The organism is Pseudoalteromonas luteoviolacea NCIMB 1944 (assembly GCF_001625565.1).
Classification (GTDB): Bacteria; Pseudomonadota; Gammaproteobacteria; order Enterobacterales; family Alteromonadaceae; genus Pseudoalteromonas; species Pseudoalteromonas luteoviolacea_F.
In genome coordinates this window covers 56,686-72,595 of record NZ_AUXS01000044.1, presented here as the reverse complement: position 1 = coordinate 72,595, position 15,910 = coordinate 56,686, and the positions used below count along the sequence as shown (strand labels likewise).

The 15,910-nt window shown below is 42.0% G+C and carries 17 protein-coding genes; 11 read left to right on the top strand and 6 right to left on the bottom strand.

Features of this window, described 5'->3' with window-relative positions; genetic code table 11:
• Positions 1 to 6 precede the first annotated feature (6 nt).
• Positions 7 to 678: a class I SAM-dependent methyltransferase gene (locus tag N483_RS17280; protein WP_023400097.1), complete on the top strand. Its 672-nt coding sequence runs from the start codon at positions 7 to 9 to the stop codon at positions 676 to 678.
• On the opposite strand, the gene N483_RS17275 is transcribed toward N483_RS17280, so the two are convergent.
• Positions 679 to 1,221 carry a DUF6942 family protein gene (locus N483_RS17275; RefSeq protein ID WP_023400096.1) on the bottom strand — a complete coding sequence of 181 codons (543 nt, stop codon included), beginning with the start codon at positions 1,219 to 1,221 and terminating at the stop codon, positions 679 to 681.
• Between the two features lie 124 nt (positions 1,222 to 1,345).
• Between N483_RS17275 and N483_RS17270 the strand changes: the two genes are divergently transcribed.
• The 3 genes from N483_RS17270 to N483_RS17260 all read left to right on the top strand — a co-directional run bounded on the left by N483_RS17270 (position 1,346) and on the right by N483_RS17260 (position 5,779).
• Positions 1,346 to 1,882: a lipocalin family protein gene (locus N483_RS17270; protein ID WP_023400095.1), complete on the top strand. Its 537-nt coding sequence runs from the start codon at positions 1,346 to 1,348 to the stop codon at positions 1,880 to 1,882.
• Positions 1,883 to 2,034: 152 nt separating this feature from the next.
• The gene (locus N483_RS17265) at positions 2,035 to 4,056 is read left to right on the top strand and encodes an alkaline phosphatase PhoX (RefSeq protein WP_023400094.1); all 2,022 of its coding nucleotides are present in this window, start codon (positions 2,035 to 2,037) and stop codon (positions 4,054 to 4,056) included.
• A gap of 64 nt (positions 4,057 to 4,120) precedes the next feature.
• A complete protein-coding gene (locus tag N483_RS17260; protein WP_023400093.1) occupies positions 4,121 to 5,779 on the top strand; it encodes a hypothetical protein in 1,659 nt (552 codons plus the stop codon).
• 681 nt (positions 5,780 to 6,460) lie between these two features.
• Here the strand turns inward: N483_RS17260 and N483_RS17255 are convergent.
• Entirely contained in the window at positions 6,461 to 6,796 is a 336-nt protein-coding gene (locus N483_RS17255) for a DUF3325 domain-containing protein (protein WP_023400092.1), read from the bottom strand.
• A complete protein-coding gene (locus tag N483_RS17250; RefSeq protein WP_023400091.1) occupies positions 6,793 to 8,382 on the bottom strand; it encodes a PepSY-associated TM helix domain-containing protein in 1,590 nt (529 codons plus the stop codon). The genes N483_RS17255 and N483_RS17250 overlap by 4 nt, the downstream gene beginning before the upstream one ends.
• A 609-nt stretch (positions 8,383 to 8,991) precedes the next feature.
• On the opposite strand from N483_RS17250, the gene N483_RS17240 reads away from it, so the two are divergent.
• The 3 genes from N483_RS17240 (at position 8,992) to N483_RS17230 (ending at position 10,854) form a co-directional block, all read left to right on the top strand.
• Positions 8,992 to 9,558: a uracil-DNA glycosylase family protein gene (locus tag N483_RS17240; protein WP_023400089.1), complete on the top strand. Its 567-nt coding sequence runs from the start codon at positions 8,992 to 8,994 to the stop codon at positions 9,556 to 9,558.
• A 108-nt stretch (positions 9,559 to 9,666) separates the two neighbouring features.
• On the top strand, positions 9,667 to 10,050 hold the full coding sequence (locus N483_RS17235) for a hypothetical protein (RefSeq protein ID WP_023400088.1): 384 nt from the start codon (positions 9,667 to 9,669) through the stop codon (positions 10,048 to 10,050).
• 312 nt (positions 10,051 to 10,362) lie between these two features.
• Entirely contained in the window at positions 10,363 to 10,854 is a 492-nt protein-coding gene (locus N483_RS17230) for a DUF2314 domain-containing protein (protein WP_023400086.1), read from the top strand.
• A 7-nt stretch (positions 10,855 to 10,861) separates the two neighbouring features.
• Here N483_RS17230 and N483_RS17225 read toward each other — a convergent pair whose 3' ends face one another.
• Positions 10,862 to 11,344 carry a GNAT family N-acetyltransferase gene (locus tag N483_RS17225; protein ID WP_023400085.1) on the bottom strand — a complete coding sequence of 161 codons (483 nt, stop codon included), beginning with the start codon at positions 11,342 to 11,344 and terminating at the stop codon, positions 10,862 to 10,864.
• A gap of 98 nt (positions 11,345 to 11,442) precedes the next feature.
• Between N483_RS17225 and N483_RS17220 the strand changes: the two genes are divergently transcribed.
• The 4 genes from N483_RS17220 (at position 11,443) to N483_RS17205 (ending at position 14,375) form a co-directional block, all read left to right on the top strand.
• Positions 11,443 to 12,360 (top strand): LysR family transcriptional regulator, encoded by a 918-nt coding sequence (locus N483_RS17220; protein WP_023400084.1) that lies wholly within the window; start codon positions 11,443 to 11,445, stop codon positions 12,358 to 12,360.
• A 146-nt stretch (positions 12,361 to 12,506) separates the two neighbouring features.
• The gene (locus N483_RS17215) at positions 12,507 to 13,034 is read left to right on the top strand and encodes a chalcone isomerase family protein (protein WP_023400083.1); all 528 of its coding nucleotides are present in this window, start codon (positions 12,507 to 12,509) and stop codon (positions 13,032 to 13,034) included.
• The gene (locus tag N483_RS17210) at positions 13,031 to 13,591 is read left to right on the top strand and encodes a DUF3833 domain-containing protein (RefSeq protein WP_023400082.1); all 561 of its coding nucleotides are present in this window, start codon (positions 13,031 to 13,033) and stop codon (positions 13,589 to 13,591) included. The genes N483_RS17215 and N483_RS17210 overlap by 4 nt, the downstream gene beginning before the upstream one ends.
• Positions 13,592 to 13,811: 220 nt before the next feature.
• Positions 13,812 to 14,375, top strand: coding sequence for a metal-dependent hydrolase (locus N483_RS17205; protein ID WP_023400081.1), 564 nt, complete (start codon positions 13,812 to 13,814; stop codon positions 14,373 to 14,375).
• A 58-nt stretch (positions 14,376 to 14,433) separates the two neighbouring features.
• On the opposite strand, the gene N483_RS17200 is transcribed toward N483_RS17205, so the two are convergent.
• Positions 14,434 to 14,751 (bottom strand): hypothetical protein, encoded by a 318-nt coding sequence (locus tag N483_RS17200; RefSeq protein ID WP_023400080.1) that lies wholly within the window; start codon positions 14,749 to 14,751, stop codon positions 14,434 to 14,436.
• A gap of 118 nt (positions 14,752 to 14,869) precedes the next feature.
• Positions 14,870 to 15,817: a GlxA family transcriptional regulator gene (locus N483_RS17195; RefSeq protein WP_036976599.1), complete on the bottom strand. Its 948-nt coding sequence runs from the start codon at positions 15,815 to 15,817 to the stop codon at positions 14,870 to 14,872.
• Positions 15,818 to 15,910: the final 93 nt, after the last annotated feature.

Below are 15,910 nucleotides of genomic sequence, written 5' to 3'. Positions count from 1 at the left end.
AAAGAGATGCCGACATTTACCGGTGACGAAGCACTGAGTTATGATCAACGAATTGGAAAACTGGTGCCTGGGTATGAGCTACTGCATCACACAACCGCGGCGCAACTGAGCGTAATGCTCGAGCACAATGCAACTATCTTGATTGTTGGCGCAGGCACTGGCAAAGAAGTAATTGAATTGGCTCAGTACAATCCCACTTGGCACTTTATTGTACAAGATGTTTCGGCCGATATGTTGGCCATCGCAGATCAGCATTTTACCAACTTGGGACTGAGCGATAGAGTCACTATCCATCATGGCCCTTTATTGCAAGGCCAGTACCAAGCTGACGTGGCCTTGTGTTTATTGGTTATGCATTTTGTTAAAGACGACGGTGGTAAAATGAATTTGTTCGGGCAAATATGTGCAAATTTGGGCGCTACCGGATCACTTTTTTTGGCAGATCTTACGTTGCCGGAGACCTCATTCGAGCGAGAGGCACAGCTAAATTACTGCCAAAAGCACTTGGGATTATCTGAGATCGGTGTTGCCACTATGCGCAGTAACTTTAGCAATGAGTTTTTCCCAATAGATACAGCGCGTCTGAGTGAGCTTGCTCAATGCGCTGGTTTTTATTCGCCAGTTCCTTTTTTCAAAGCGCTAGGCTTTAGCGCTTTTATCCTTCATAAGCGTGATTGATCAGCTTGTATGGTCTTGAATAAGCTCAACCAGCTTGGTGATTTTTATATTGCTGAGCTGGCGATAGTCAAAATATGGACATACGATAACTTTATTAATGGGGTCAATCGCAAACTCTTCGTCTATCCATACCATTGAGTGGGTAAAATCGTGATCTCTTAACAACCGCTTGGCGTAAGTTCGGCCAGCGATAACATGCCATTGATAACTATTTTGCTCTAAATCTGGGGGGGAAAACAGTAATGCTTCTTGGCTGTGGCTTTGCAGCAACGCATTATCACGATACTGTTGCCATGTTTTAGTACCTTCGCTCTGGTTAGTAAAATGATGATCTGGATGCTGTAACTGGGCAATAAACTTGCTGTAGACATTGAAGAGCTTGCGCCAGCCATTACCACATTCTTGATTAATATAGTCTATCTCCCCCTGTTGAAGCGGGATGACATCATGTAGCTTTGTGTATTTTTCTAAGTTTGGATGGCGTTCAACATAGACGGCCAAAACCCCTTTTGCTGCCCCAAAACCGTGAGTTAGTATTTTCATGGACTGTAACGTTATTTCAAAGACTTAATATTTTGCCAGCTAGCAGATCGCTCGGCGCCAATTGGCCGTATTGACCAAGGTCGTGATTGTATCAGCCCGCTTAGTAATTTAGGAGAATAGCGCTTTGAAATTAAATCAATTGTCGAAAATAGGTGTAATTGGCTTATTACTTGTATTGACGGCTTGTACAGGTGTTCCCAAAGGTATCACGCCGGTCAATAATTTTGATTTACTGCGTTACCAAGGCACATGGTATGAAATTGCTAGACTTGATCATCGTTTTGAGCGAGGAATGCAAAATGTGACTGCAACCTATACGTTAAATGAAGATGGCAGCGTGGCGGTTGTTAATAGAGGCTATGTCACAGATGAAAACACTTGGAAACAAGCTAAAGGGGTTGCCAAGTTTGTATCTTCACAGGATATCGGTCATCTGAAAGTATCATTTTGGGGGCCATTCTATGGCAGTTATATTGTATTTAAACTTGACCACGCTAACTATCAATACGCTTATGTAACTAGTTATGATAGGGAATACTTATGGTTATTGTCGCGTACGCCTCACGTATCTCAAGGGGTTTTAGAGGACTTTAAAAAGACGGCCAAAGACTTTGGCTACGCGATTGATGAGTTAATCTTTATGCAGCATGAGAAAATTTGACGATGTAAAGCCCCTTTACAGTTAATTTGGCATTGTCTTGTTTATGACCAAAAACTTTCATCTTTCATCAACTTAAATGTCATTACTTCCGGTCAGGCTATGTGCGCCTATGAAAAACCCAATGTAGCAACAAATAAATCGGAGTAATAAAAATGAAGCGCATAGCCTATTCGTTAATTGCCTCAGCCGTCACTGTGGCACTAACTGCATGTAGTGGAGATGATGGTGCACCAGGAGTTCAAGGTCAACAAGGTGTTCAAGGTGAGCAAGGAGCCGCTGGGCCTGCAGGTGAAAATGGTTCAAACGGGATCAATGGAGCTGATGGCACTAACGGTAAGGATGGCCAAAATGGTATTAATGGCGAGAATGGTGTTGACGGAGCAGACGGTGTCAATGGTGTTGATGGAGAAAAAGGCACCGACGGCGTAGATGGAATTGATGGAGTTAATGGTACTGATGGCGCCAATGGTGCTGATGGTATCAATGGCGGTACTGGTTTAGTGCGGATCGCAACTGTACCTAGAGGCTCGGAAGTAACGGGCATTTTCTTAACAGAGCAAGGAGACCTCTTTTTTAACGCGCAACACCCTAGTGATGAAAACACAGCGGTAGATAGCTTTAACAATCGTCCATTTAATACAGGAACTGTGGGCGTACTTACAGGTGTTAACTTCAATAAACTGCCTCGCAATTTAGTTGACGCACCGCTTCATGCAACTGAGTTTGAGGAACAAACAGTTGTAACCGCAATCGGCCAATACCAAATCTTAGGTCAAAGCGGCGACACATTTAATGACCTAGGAACAAACAGTTTAGCGGGTGGACTTGGCGTAATCTACGGCATGACCTCGGGCAACGAAATCATCAAAAATGACATGCCAGACTTTAATGGTTTTATCTATGAATCAGAGAACTCTGGTTATTTGTTCACTAACTGGGAAGATTACCCTGGCGGCATGAGCCGTTTGAAAATGAGCAAGAGCGAAAATGGCCAATGGAGCGTCGAGCAGGCCATGATGATCGACTTTGACTCAGTGAAAGGCACGGCGGCAAACTGTTTTGGCTCTGTATCTCCTTGGGGAACTCCGCTGACTTCAGAAGAGTGGATTGTCAACTCGGCTGTTGATACAACCACAGCACCAGAGTGGAATGCACCAGTTGTAAGCACGCGTTTGACTCAATTTAGAGAGTTTTTGGCACCTGAATCACCAAACCCTTATCGTTATGGCTATATTGCAGAAGTAAAGTCTCCGATGGCAGATAAGCCTGTCGTTGAGAAGCATTATACGATTGGACGATATGAGCATGAAAACGCAGTTGTCATGCCTGATAGACGCACTGTTTATTCCTCTCAAGATGATACCGGTGGTGTGCTTTTCAAATTTGTTGCCGATACAGCTGAAGATCTCAGCTCAGGCACGTTATATGGCGCGAAGCTTATTCAAGATAAGGGCTTATCAGATCCAGCTGTTACAGGGTTTGATATCGAGTGGAAAGAAATTGCAACGGGCACTAACGCGGCTATTTTAGACTGGATAGTTGAGTATGATGGCATTACACCTGACAGTTATGTAGATGGTAAAACCAACTATATTTCCATGGCTGATGTACAGGCTTGGGCGGATGGTAATGCAACCTACCCTACTGAAGCGCAGGGCGGATCTCCTGTCACCGCTGGTAAACCTATGGATGACCGTGTGGCATTTTTAGAATCGCGCCAAGCGGCACGTCTTAAGGGCGCAACCGCTGAATGGCGCAAGCTTGAAGGCTTAGCAATCAACCATGATCGTGTGCTTGAAGCTGTGTCTGGTCAAGATATGATCGCAGGTGAAGTTGTAGAAAAAGCCTACTTATACATAGGTATCGCAGATATCGACAACACCATGATTGATGGCGAAGGCGACATTCAGTTGTCTGCTCGTGTAAAAGATTGCGGTGGTGTTTATCGCGCGCACATTGATAACAACTATAGCTTAACCCGTATAGAACCTGTTGTGATGGGCTCGACTTATCGTTCATCGCTGGATGCTTCTGAGCGTTGTGATGCAAGTCAATTAGCGCAGCCTGACAATGTTGTTGTTATGCGTGATGGTCGTATTCTTATCGGGGAAGATCACAGTTCATCTTGGAAATACAACAACACATTGTGGATGTATGACCCTAAATCAAAATAACAATTAGTTACTGAGGCGGTGCTGCGCACCGCTTTTTTTGGCATTAAAAATGGAAGTCATACAAATGCAATACCCATTACTTATTTCAACACTGGCAACCTTAGTTTTATTAGCTGGGTGTACTGATGCACCTGAGCAGAGCAAAATTTTACCAACAGAAGATGTGTTAGCGAGTCAAGGTGCACCATACCAACCGGGTGATGATATTCCGGCGATGGCGTATATTGAGCACGATGAAGTATACAATCCAGAATCGGTGATCCCACCGCAGTGCTATACCAAAACAGAGGGAGTAAATAACCCGTGTTACGCCTGTCATCAGTCATATCACGGAGAAAAAAAGCGCCCAAATGTTATGAATGATGGTGATCTGCAAGGTGATTACGAATTTTCAGATCTGGGTTTAACAAACCACTGGAAAAACTTATTTATCGATCGTTCAGACCTTATCAAAACAATCTCAGATCAAGAAATTACTAACTGGATTGAACAAGATAACTATACCCCATTTATCGAAAAAATGACTCAGCGTAGTGATTGGCGAGGTGAAATTACACCTCTTGAAAACTTAGCATATCCAGAAAAAGCATTTGATGAGCTTGGCTTTGCGCGTGACGGCAGCGGCTGGGTTGCGTTTAACTATAAGCCTTTTCCCAGTACATTTTGGCCTACGAATGGCTCTACTGGCGACGTAATGATACGGCTACCTCGTAATTTTCAAACCTTAAAAGGCCAATATAACAAAGATGTATACTTGGCAAACCTAAGCTTAACCGAGCTGGCACTAAAAGGTCTTAATGAGATCTCTGTCCCTGCTATTTCAGAACAGCATATTGGACAAGATCTTAATAATGATGGGCAGTTGACAGAGATAGTCCTAATAAAAAAACAAGCTCAATATGTCGGGGATGCAAACGCACCATTAGCACACATGCTCTATCCCGAAGGCACGGAATTATTGCATACAGTTCGGTACTTAGGGGTTGATAAACAAGGCAATATTTATAATGCGCCGAGGTTAAAAGAGTTGCGCTATATGAAAAAGCATAACTTTAAAACGAATCAAGAGATTGCAGCCTCATACTATCGAGAAGCGAAAGAAAAAGAGTTCGAAAAGCTACCTATCACGCTATATTTAGGAGACAAGGGCATAAACAATACGTTTGGCTGGACAATCAATGGCTATATTGAAGACAGCCAAGGTGAGCTGCGTCCTCAACATGCTCAGGAATTGGCATTTTGCAATGGATGCCATAAGACCGTTGGTTCAACTTATGACCAAACATTTTCATTTGCTCGCAAGGTCGAAGGGGCTGCTGGATGGGGTTACATCAACTTAAAAACTCAAAAAGATGTTCCCAACCTTGGTGAAAAGCAAGGTGAGTTTCTTACTTATATGTCTCGTGTAGGTGGGGGGGATGAATTCCGCCAAAACCAAGAAATGCTTAAAAAGTGGTTTACTGGTGGCAAAGTCGATAAAGAGAAAGTACAAAAAGCGGTTAATTTGTACGAGCTTATCACTCCCTCCAAAGAACGTGCATTGGCCTTAAATAAAGCATATCTAACGATAGTCAAAGAACAAAGCTATCTATTTGGCCGCGATGCAACCATGGTGAAAGCGAAAAATGTACTTGAGCAAGTGGATGATTCACAGGCACCTCTGCGAGATGAACGGCAGTTTAAGTGGGATATGCAGTTAGATTGGTCAAAAAACGAGGACTGACAGCAGAAAAGGTGTCGTATGTACATAAATTGTAGCTATGACATATGGCACCTCTTTGAGTATATACAGCCCAGATCATTATTTTACGAACTGAATTTAAATACAATAAACTTTGCTGTCACGCTAATACCAAGGATATTTATCTCCCTCAAATACCGCTGTTCGCACCTTTTTATTGTACAGATCATATTGAAGAGATCAGGTTTTTACTAAGTTAAGCTCGATGAGATCAGAATTTAACTAACTAATAGAGCAATACTTAGTAAAAAAGTGAGTTGATATCTTACAGATCAAATTTTTACTAACTCGTGATTGTTATTTAATCAAAATATTTGCCTGAAGCTATAAAGGCTATGTATTTCAGCGTACTGGAATTAATTTAACTTACAACGAGATCATATTTTTACTAACATACAGTGAGTAATTATTGAAGAGAGATCATATTTTTACTAAGCGAACAGTCACAGATCACAATTTTACTAACAGTAAGAAGGTGAATACAGTTGAGAGATCAGGTTTTTACTAGCTTAGTGCACTTGTTTATCAAACAAGATCAATTTTTTACTAACTTAAGGGGTAAATGGAGCCAAAAAAGTTGGGGTTTTATCTGGAGTTGATGGTGAGGCTAGTAAAATAGTGATCTCAGCGGCTGTCAGCTCGATGCGCAGCCGCTGAAATAGGTTACAGAACAGCAATTAGAATTGCCAAAGCACCAGTTGTGATAGGAAGTACGTATAAAAGTGATCTCAGCCAATGCGGTTTGTATGTAACACACAGTGCAATTAGCAATACTGAAAGCGCCATTTGTCCACAAAACATTAAACTACCGTAACCAATAGCTTGCGTTAAATTGACTAGAAAACTTAGTAAAATAATGATCCAGGCAGCAAGTTTAAACTGTTGAGTTTGTTTTTGGCTTGGCCTAGAGCCAAATACGCTTTTGTAATGAGGGGTTTTGGCCATTGCAAATGCGTAAAATGCACCGAAGCACAATAGTGTTGCCAAGCCATAAATCATGCTTTTTGCTCCCTATTTAAAGTACGCTTTTGAGCTGGCTTTACCTTCACTGCATTTACCTTAGATGAGAGCTTTTTACCTTGTAGAGCAAAAGCCGCAGCGGTAGCCAAAAACGCAAGATCAAAGCTCGCTAGGATCCATTTACCCTCCACGATGTAAGTCATTAAGTTTCCATTAGTGGTGAGTGCGTTACAAATAGGCAGTAGTAGCCAAGTAATGGCATTGAGGTAAGCGAAGCCTTGCCAGACACGTTTATTTCTTCGGATCCCCGCGGCAATCGCAGATGCTAGCCACACGATAAAGAAGGCCAAAATTTCTTTTTCAGCGCGATCTGCAATGTCTGCTGGCAAGAGTCTATTTGCATAAAAGAAACCAGCAGTAGCTAAAGGCAATCCCATGATGGTACCAAGGTTCAGAGCTTCGACAAGCTTTAGACCAAAGCTGGGAGATTGCTCCGGTTTTAGGCGCTCTCTGATGCGTTTTGCCCACATGATACAGCCAGATGCAATCATAATGCAGCCAGCGATACCACAGATGAAGTAAAGCCACCGCAAGCCAGGGTGAGCAAGTCTCCCGCTATGAACTGCAATCATGCCACCGTATAAAACTTCCCCACTACTGGGGTCTAGTCGTGCTGTTTTTAGCAGTTCTCCTGTTGTACCAGAGTATTGCCAGTATGGGTGTTCATCGCGGATCAGAGTACCATTGTCGCCATATATTTTGATAGTTGCGCTCATATTACTTGGATGGTCAACGATGACGCGCTTAATTTTTTGTTCAGGCCAATTGAGACGAAAATGCTCAAAAGCACTGTTAAAGGCTGGAGTGGATAACTGTTGTTCTGTCGCTTCTGTGCGCTGACGCTCAGGATAAAAATCAGCTCTGAACCCTTTAACACCATCTTCATATAAGGTGTTTGCAGGGTCGGGAAAGAGCATGAATATTAATGTCACTAGTCCCGTATAGGTGATCATGAGATGAAAAGGAAGCGCAAGAACAGAAGACAAGTTGTGTGCATCTAGCCATGCCCTGACGCCTTTTTGAGGCCTAAACTGGAACATATCTTTAAAGATACGCTTGTGAATTACAATGCCTGAAATAAGCGCTATTAGCATAAATAAGGAAGCAAGACATACTAGCCAGCGTGCCAATTTACGGTCCATATAGTGTAAGTCAAAGTGTAACCGGTAAAAGAAGTTACCACCTCGGGTATCGACGAGACCATCAACTTGATTAAGCGTATTTGGATCTAACCGCTCATCGATCCATTTATCACGCTGACCATCTGGTTGACTATGTCGATGAGAAACTTGCACTTCAGGCTGCCTAGGTGATGGTAGACCAATCCACCAACGGTTGGCATCAGGTGCTGTTTTCCCTAAATATTCTAACCCCGCATCGATCAATGCACTTTGCTGTACTTTGTTATTTTCGATACTGTGCACAGCTGGTTGATTCCACAGGCTAATTTCATGACGGAAAAAACTAATAGTGCCGGCAAAGAATATTAAAAATAACAACCAGCACATCAAGAGGCCAACCCATGTATGTAACCAAGTCATAGATCGAAAAAAGCTATCTTTCATGATCCCCCCTGAATATAGCCTATGAGTAATGCTATGGCACCTATGCTAACAACAAGTGCAGCCCAGATATGTATGAGTGAGCGGACGGAAAATACGGCAATGAATACACAGCTGTAAATTAAAATGCTCAAGCACACGCTGTACAAAACGGCATCTACTTTGCTTGTGGGAAGCAACAGACTTAACAAAGAAATACTGTAAGCAGTAAAAAAGTAACCGCCCAAAATTGCAGCGCAAAATCGGGACAAAACGCTCAGCCTGTACTGAAAAGTCAAAGCATTATCGGCTTGTGACATAATGTTCCTAAAGTTTTTTATCAGATCGATGATTATCTACGAATAGTGTTGTAAATGACAGTAGTTATCATTACTAAATGCGCCTAATGTACAACTATCTGGGTCCGAAAGAGAACTGTTAAAACTTTGGCTACAAAAAAGAGGTGAAATTAATTTATTGGTAATACAATCTTTATTTTGAAAACTAATTTATTCTATGTGTGCAGCGCAAGCTCTGTATTTGAAAAAGTTTATTAATTGGGCGAATTTTTATTTGCTTCAATCGGTCTATTTTTACTGACGATTGAACACCCTAGCATTACAAGATATTTTTATGAGCTTATTAAATGAAATAGCGCAATGCCGCCTGTGCAGTGCACAATTTGAACATGATCCCTCTCCTGTCGTACAGGGAAGCGCGCGAGCGAAAATACTCATTGCGGGTCAGGCTCCAAGTATGAGTGTCCACAAAACAGGGAAACCGTTCAATGATGCCAGTGGTAAAAAGTTGCGGGCATGGTTAGGCGTTAGCGAGCTGCAATTTTACGATCCATCCTTGTTTGCTATTGTCCCAATGGCGTTCTGTTATCCGGGGAAGGGCAAATCTGGAGATAAAGCCCCCCCTAAAATCTGTGCAGCTACATGGCGAAAAAAATTACTCGCTGAGTTTAACAATATTGAGTTTACGATAGTGATTGGACAGTATGCGCAAGCATACCACTTAGAAGGCTTTACTAATGTAACAGACACAGTTAGAGAGTGGGCAAGTTTCATGCCTGAGCAAATGCCCATACCACATCCGAGTCCACGTAATTTATATTGGTTAAAGCAGAATCCATGGTTTGAAATAAATGCAATTCCTGCATTAAAAAATCGTGTATCGGCAATTTTAACAAATTAACCTTCATGTATGTCACCTCAAAGGAGTTGCGAAATTGCATTACATCTACCATAATCGCCAAATACTTTGGTTTACAAAAAATAACATTTTAATTCAAAGGAACTGAAAATGATTTATCACCTATCGGGATGGATCTCGGTATTGATTTCGATATTTGCCATCTACCCAAGTTATCAACCGGGTGCCAATTCGGTTATTGGTTTCTATTTAGCCTTATTTTCCTTACTTGTCGCAGCTTTTGCCAGCCATTTAGGACACGCACTGTATTATCGCGCTGTTTTTGTATTCTCAATTATTAACGTGATGTTTGTGAATGATGGTACGAATCTATCACTTTTGACCAGTGAAAATGATTGGGTTTACATAGGGTCTATGTATGGTATCTACATTGTAGTCAGTAGTATTTGTGGGTTTTTGGTGAGTAGAGAGGATTTACTTGGCAATAGTATGCGCCGAAAACAAGCTAAGCGAGAACAAAAAAGAACGGCTTAAGGCACATTTTATATAATTAATATTTTTATTGTAAATGATTGTGAAAATTCTAATTTTTGCATTTGTTTACATATGGGATGTTGACCTGTTGTATCCAAACACTAGGGTCTTTACTGTCTGTAGCCGTCGTAACCGTGTGCCATGCACTTCTGACTGCATAACGTGGCGAATTAAGTAGCTTACTCATCACTAACCTCCCCCCTTCTTAACTACAAAATTAATTCAAGTTAGGTGTTATTGGTCTATGATTTGTCTTAGTTTGTGTTAAATAATTGCACTTAATATATGGAAATGAGGTGGCTAGGAGAAAATATGTACTGGGGTTTAATAATTGTCATTATTCTCGCAGGTTTTTGGTTACATAACCGATACAGTTCAGAGTCTCAGGACTTTCCGCCAATTGAGACCGATCCCAATGATCCCCTTGTATTAGAGGCTATTGCGCTGGCAAAAGCGTCGTTAGACGAATTTAGAATATTGTTTTTAAGATATCCCAATGACGCTTTTGTAAAATTGGGCTTTGAAAGTGATGGAGGTGTTGTAGAGCATCTAGGTGCACATGTAGAGGGGATCAAAGGTGATGAGGTCAGCGTATTCTTGGTAACTCCACCGATCACTCATACCGGTAAGATGGCACACAATTATGTTTGCCAGATAGACGATATTGAAGATTGGCAGATCACAGATAATGCCGGCAATATTTATGGTGGATTTATTCAGCGAGCCATGTTTACCATTGCTGAGCGTGAAGGCATTGCTTTGCCACCGGAGCTCAAAGCAATGCAAAATAAATATATCGATTAATAGGTGCTTATGGCTGCTCAGCAAAGTCTTTAAGCGCTTGTCCGGTTAAGCGGTAGATGATCCATTCATCTTGCGGCTCTGCGCCAATGCTTTGGTAAAAGTCTATGGCCGGCTTATTCCAGTCAAGTACAACCCACTCGAAGCGGCCGCAATCTTTTTGCACTGCCAATTGAGCTAAGTGTTTCATAAGCGCTTTTCCGGCACCTGCACCACGCTTATCTTGGGCGACGTACAAATCTTCAAGGTACAGGCCATATTTACCTAACCAAGTTGAATAATTGAAGAAGTAAACCGCGAAGCCAATCGCTTCATCGCCTTGTTCACAAATGACGGCATGTGCCCGGACATCATCACCAAATAGCTTTTTTTCAATGTCTTGCACAGTGTTTTTGACCGCATCTGGTTCTTTTTCGTAGATAGCTAGCTCATTGATAAAGTGCAAAATTGTCGCAGCATCTTGGATCTGAGCGGGGCGAATAGTTAGGCTCATCTTTGGTAATTCCTGTTTGACTTAGATATACAGCAGTGTACTGTTAAGTTACACATGAATAAAGTGCATAGTTTGCACTTGATGTATGCATTAAATACATGAGTAATATACCAAATATAGATTTAAATCTGTTGAAGCTGTTTGTTGTGCTGTATGAAACAGGTTCGGTCACAGAAACCGCGAATATTTTGCATATGAGTCAGTCGGCATGTAGCCATGCGCTGACCCGGCTCAGAGCGCGCCTAAAAGACGATTTATTTGTTAGAGAAAACAATAAAATGCTAGCGACAGAGTATGCCAATAGATTAGCAGCCGATGTTATGCCTGCATTTGAAGCCATCACTCTTGGACTGCAAGGCGCTAAACCATTTGAGCCACATTTAGTCGAGCGTATAACACTGGCTGCGACGGATTATACCGCTTGGTGTTTAAAACCATTTTTGCGTCACTTACTCAATCAGTTTCGCAATCTGTCTATTCAGGTCATCCAGCTTGAAGAGCGTATTCCGGTTCAAGCGCTCAAAGAGCAAAAACTAGATATTGTGTGTGGTTTTGAGCATCAACAAGAAACATCTGAAAGCCTCTCGCAGTTGAAGTGGTTTGAGGGGGAATACGTGACACTAAGTTGTGCTTCTCAATCTTTGCCGCAGAAGCTCCCTTTGGCAACATTTATGTCTAAGCCTCATGTTTTAATTGCTCCGTGGAATGAAACCCGAGGTATTGTGGATCACACATTGGCACAGTCCAAAAAGTCTCGCAAAGTGGTACTTGCTACGCCGCATATGTTAAATACCCCTTCGTTATTGGCTGGCACTGATTGGCTTTTGACGCTGCCTGCAAAATACGCAGAACATGTGGCCCAAACGCGTGATTTGATGATTCATAAACCGCCAGTAGAGATCCCCAATTACCGAGTTAAATTATACTGGCATAAAACGCGTCAGTGTGACCCAAAGCTACAGTGGTTTGTCACCCAGTTTTGTCAATTTTATAATTTGAGAAACCCCGCTAGATAGCAAGCCAATTAAGTATGCACTTTTGCTGTAATTAGTAAAAACTTGATCCCAACTTAGGATAAAGCGAGATCAGGATAAATTGGGCTTTGTGAACAATCTACTCGCATCAAACGTACAAACTGTTGAACATAACTGACGGATTAAAAATGAAACAGTTTAAATATAGCCTAATGGCATTGTTACTGCTCATGGGCGGATTTGCCAACAGCAACGAAGTTGACGCGTTAAATTTAACTAAGAATTTGAAGCAAGTCGGTCAAACTGCACGGATGACTTATTTGTTTTGGGACATTTACGATATTCGACTTTATTCCGCTACCGGGCTGTTTGACAGCCAGCAGCCTTTTGTATTGCAGCTTACCTATTTACGGGACTTAAATGGCCAAGAGATTGCGAAACGGTCTTTGCAAGAGATGCAAAAACAAGGGTTTAACAACAAACAGCTCGGTCAACAGTGGCTAGGTCAAATGGAGGCAATATTTCCCAATGTTACAGATAACTATTCACTCTTTGGCGTAAGGGGAGAAGACGGCGCTACACGGTTTTACGATAACAGCAAACTATTGGGGGAAATCAAAGATCAGAATTTTACTAAGTGGTTTTTTGATATTTGGCTAGGAGACAAAACATCTGAACCAGCAATGCGTGCAAAACTAATCGGAGGGAAATCATGAATAAGGTCTTTTTACTAATAGCGATGTTGCTGTTGTCTGGGTGTCAAAGTGCAGTGCAAAGCGATGAATATCAAAACATGACCCCAAAAATAGATGTGTACAATTTTTTTGATGGACGGGTTCAGGCTTGGGGCATAGTGCAAAATCGTAACGGTGAATTGGTGCAACGCTTTAAAGTTAATATAAACGGTTCTGTTGACGGTGATGGCCGTTTGGTACTGGATGAAAAGTTTAGCTACGGATATGGGGATGGAGTCAAACACCGCATTTGGACCATTAGCAAAAATGGCAGTGGATATGTAGGAAGCGCACCTGATATCGCGACTACCGCGATAGGCACTACGTATGGAAATGCTTTAAGGTGGCAATACGAAATGGACTTACCAGTCGATGATACGACATACCGAGTTGTCTTCGATGACTGGATGTGGGCCTTCGACAATTGCAGTTTGATGAATCGTTCGTATATTAAAAAGTTTGGCTTTGTTGTGGCTGAAGTAACAATTTTTATGCAAAATACTGGCGCCAATCGAGATTGTACAGGGGGTTTACACTGATAACATGACAGCCTTAAAGCGTCATATTAAAGCTTGATCTAAACCGCGTAAGACCGTTTTCTCATGTAATGCAATGCGCTGAAATGCGGCTTTCTTTGTCTACCAATAATGTTAAGCGAGCATTCAATTTAAGTGAGTAAGCTTATAGGTACAAATATCAGTGACCTTAGCTGCATTCGACTTGTTGAACGCATGTAGCACCTAAATTTGAGAGCGCTACGTGGCACCCGGAACACATTTTTTACTAAGTTGGACCATTTCTACAACATTACTCAAGCACCGAAGAGAGCGCTCTTTAGTCACTGTTTCTGGGGTTGCAGCCGATCTTGATGGTTTAGGGCTTGTAATTGATCTGCTCATCGGAACCACTAATTGGTATGGTCAATTACATCATGTCTTAACGCATAATTTAGTTACAGGTGTTATTTTTGCATCGATATGTGCATGGCTTGCGAGTGCGCAAAAGCATGTGGTTTGGGCGCTATCATTTACTTGTTTTCACCTACATATATTGTGTGACGTACTGGGGTCGAAAGGACCTGACGGCTTTCAGTGGCCTATCTATTATTTATATCCACTCTCAAGCGATTTTACTTTAGTATGGGCACAACAATGGTTGCTTAATGGTTGGCAAAATCAGTTATTTACCGCAATATTGCTGCTAGCGAGCCTCTACATTGCGGCGGCAAAAAAAATAACCTGCTTGGAGGTGTTCAGTGTGCGCTTAAATACAGAGGTATTTAACATGTACACCAAATATGTTGGAAAACATCATGTTAAATAGCGACACTGAAGCTTGTTTAAAACATCCCTTCTAGTTGAAAGTGGTAGACTTTTGGGTACTATAACTTTCCGTCCATATACGCATCTATTTCTTCGGCCATATACGACTCGATGTTATCTTCCAACTCAGATTTAGTGGTGTCGTGCATGGCTATAAACTTAGCTGCTTGCTCTGCACTTAGCAGTTTGTTTTTTACTCTATATTCCCATTCGGGTAAGGTTTTATCGTACCTAGGCACTACACTGACAGTTGCGAACTGGTTTTGCCAAGGGCCTGCGTTTTCTTTTTGACAAAAAGCTTCAATATGGTCTTTACCTTGTGGCCCCATACAGCCTGGTTCTAAACGTAATTGGATATAGAGTAATAAATCACTCATACACGCTCCGTAGGTTACAGTTTCTTTGAGTCTAGACGCTCATAAAGATAATATAAATCCTATTTCTGATCTACTCGTCATTGCATCGTTGTACATTGCTTTCAAGCTCGAAGTCAGCTCAACAAGCATGTTGTTGGCGAAATTGCTGTGGACTTAGCTGTGTAACCTGCGTAAACGCACGCCTAAACTGCCTTCCACTTGAGTAGCCGCAATGCTGTGCAACCACTTCGATACTTTGATTACTGTGCTTTAAAAGTTGTTTTGCGTGACCGACTTTGATGTGCAGTAAGTACTCTCGTGGTGTTATCCCTAAATGGAGTGAAAATAAGCGGCTTAACTGTCGTTGCGACAGACTGGCAATCGTGGCGAGTTGTTCAAGGGAGTAATGTTTGTCTACGTTGCTGCAAATGGTATCTTGGACTTTGTGAATGCTTCGGTGCATATGGTTGCGATATTGAAGCCAACAACTCAGCTGTGGGTCCTGACCGGTGCGACGAAAATACACTAGCATTTCCTGCGCTACCTGTGCGCCAATGTGCTCGCCGAATCGAGTCGCGATAAAGTAGATAGCCATATCAATACCTGAACTGATCCCCGCACTACTGATAATATTGTTGTCTTCAACAAAAATGCGGTTTTCAAGTGCGACACATTCAGGAAATGCTTGGCGCATTTTTTCTATGAGGTGAAAGTGAGTGGTATAAGTACGATGCGATAATAATCCGGCTTTGGCTGCAAGCACTGCGCCGGAGCAGATCGTCAAAATTGCCTGATGAGTTATGGTATTTTTCAGCCATTGTATGGTTTGAAGTGACGCTTCTGTTGAGTATGCTTCAAAAGCATGGTGGCAACCCGGAATGACTATAATGTCGTCAGCTTCTAGTTTTTCCGGTAGAGGCGTCAAATTTTGTAGTTGCAACCCGCCATCACATATCAGTTGGTCTGAAGCGCTGACATACTTTATATCAAAGGATACACCCAATCGCCGAGCTTCCAAAAATGCCTGCAAGGGCCCAGCAAAATCGAGAGGGAGGGTATCTGCTACGAAAACAAAATAGATATTCACGGTTGTTCGCCATTGCTTAAAATCACGCCGTATCATAAAGCGTATCAGCGTGATAAGAAATAATTGATAAAAACAAGCATGGAGTTCACTTGT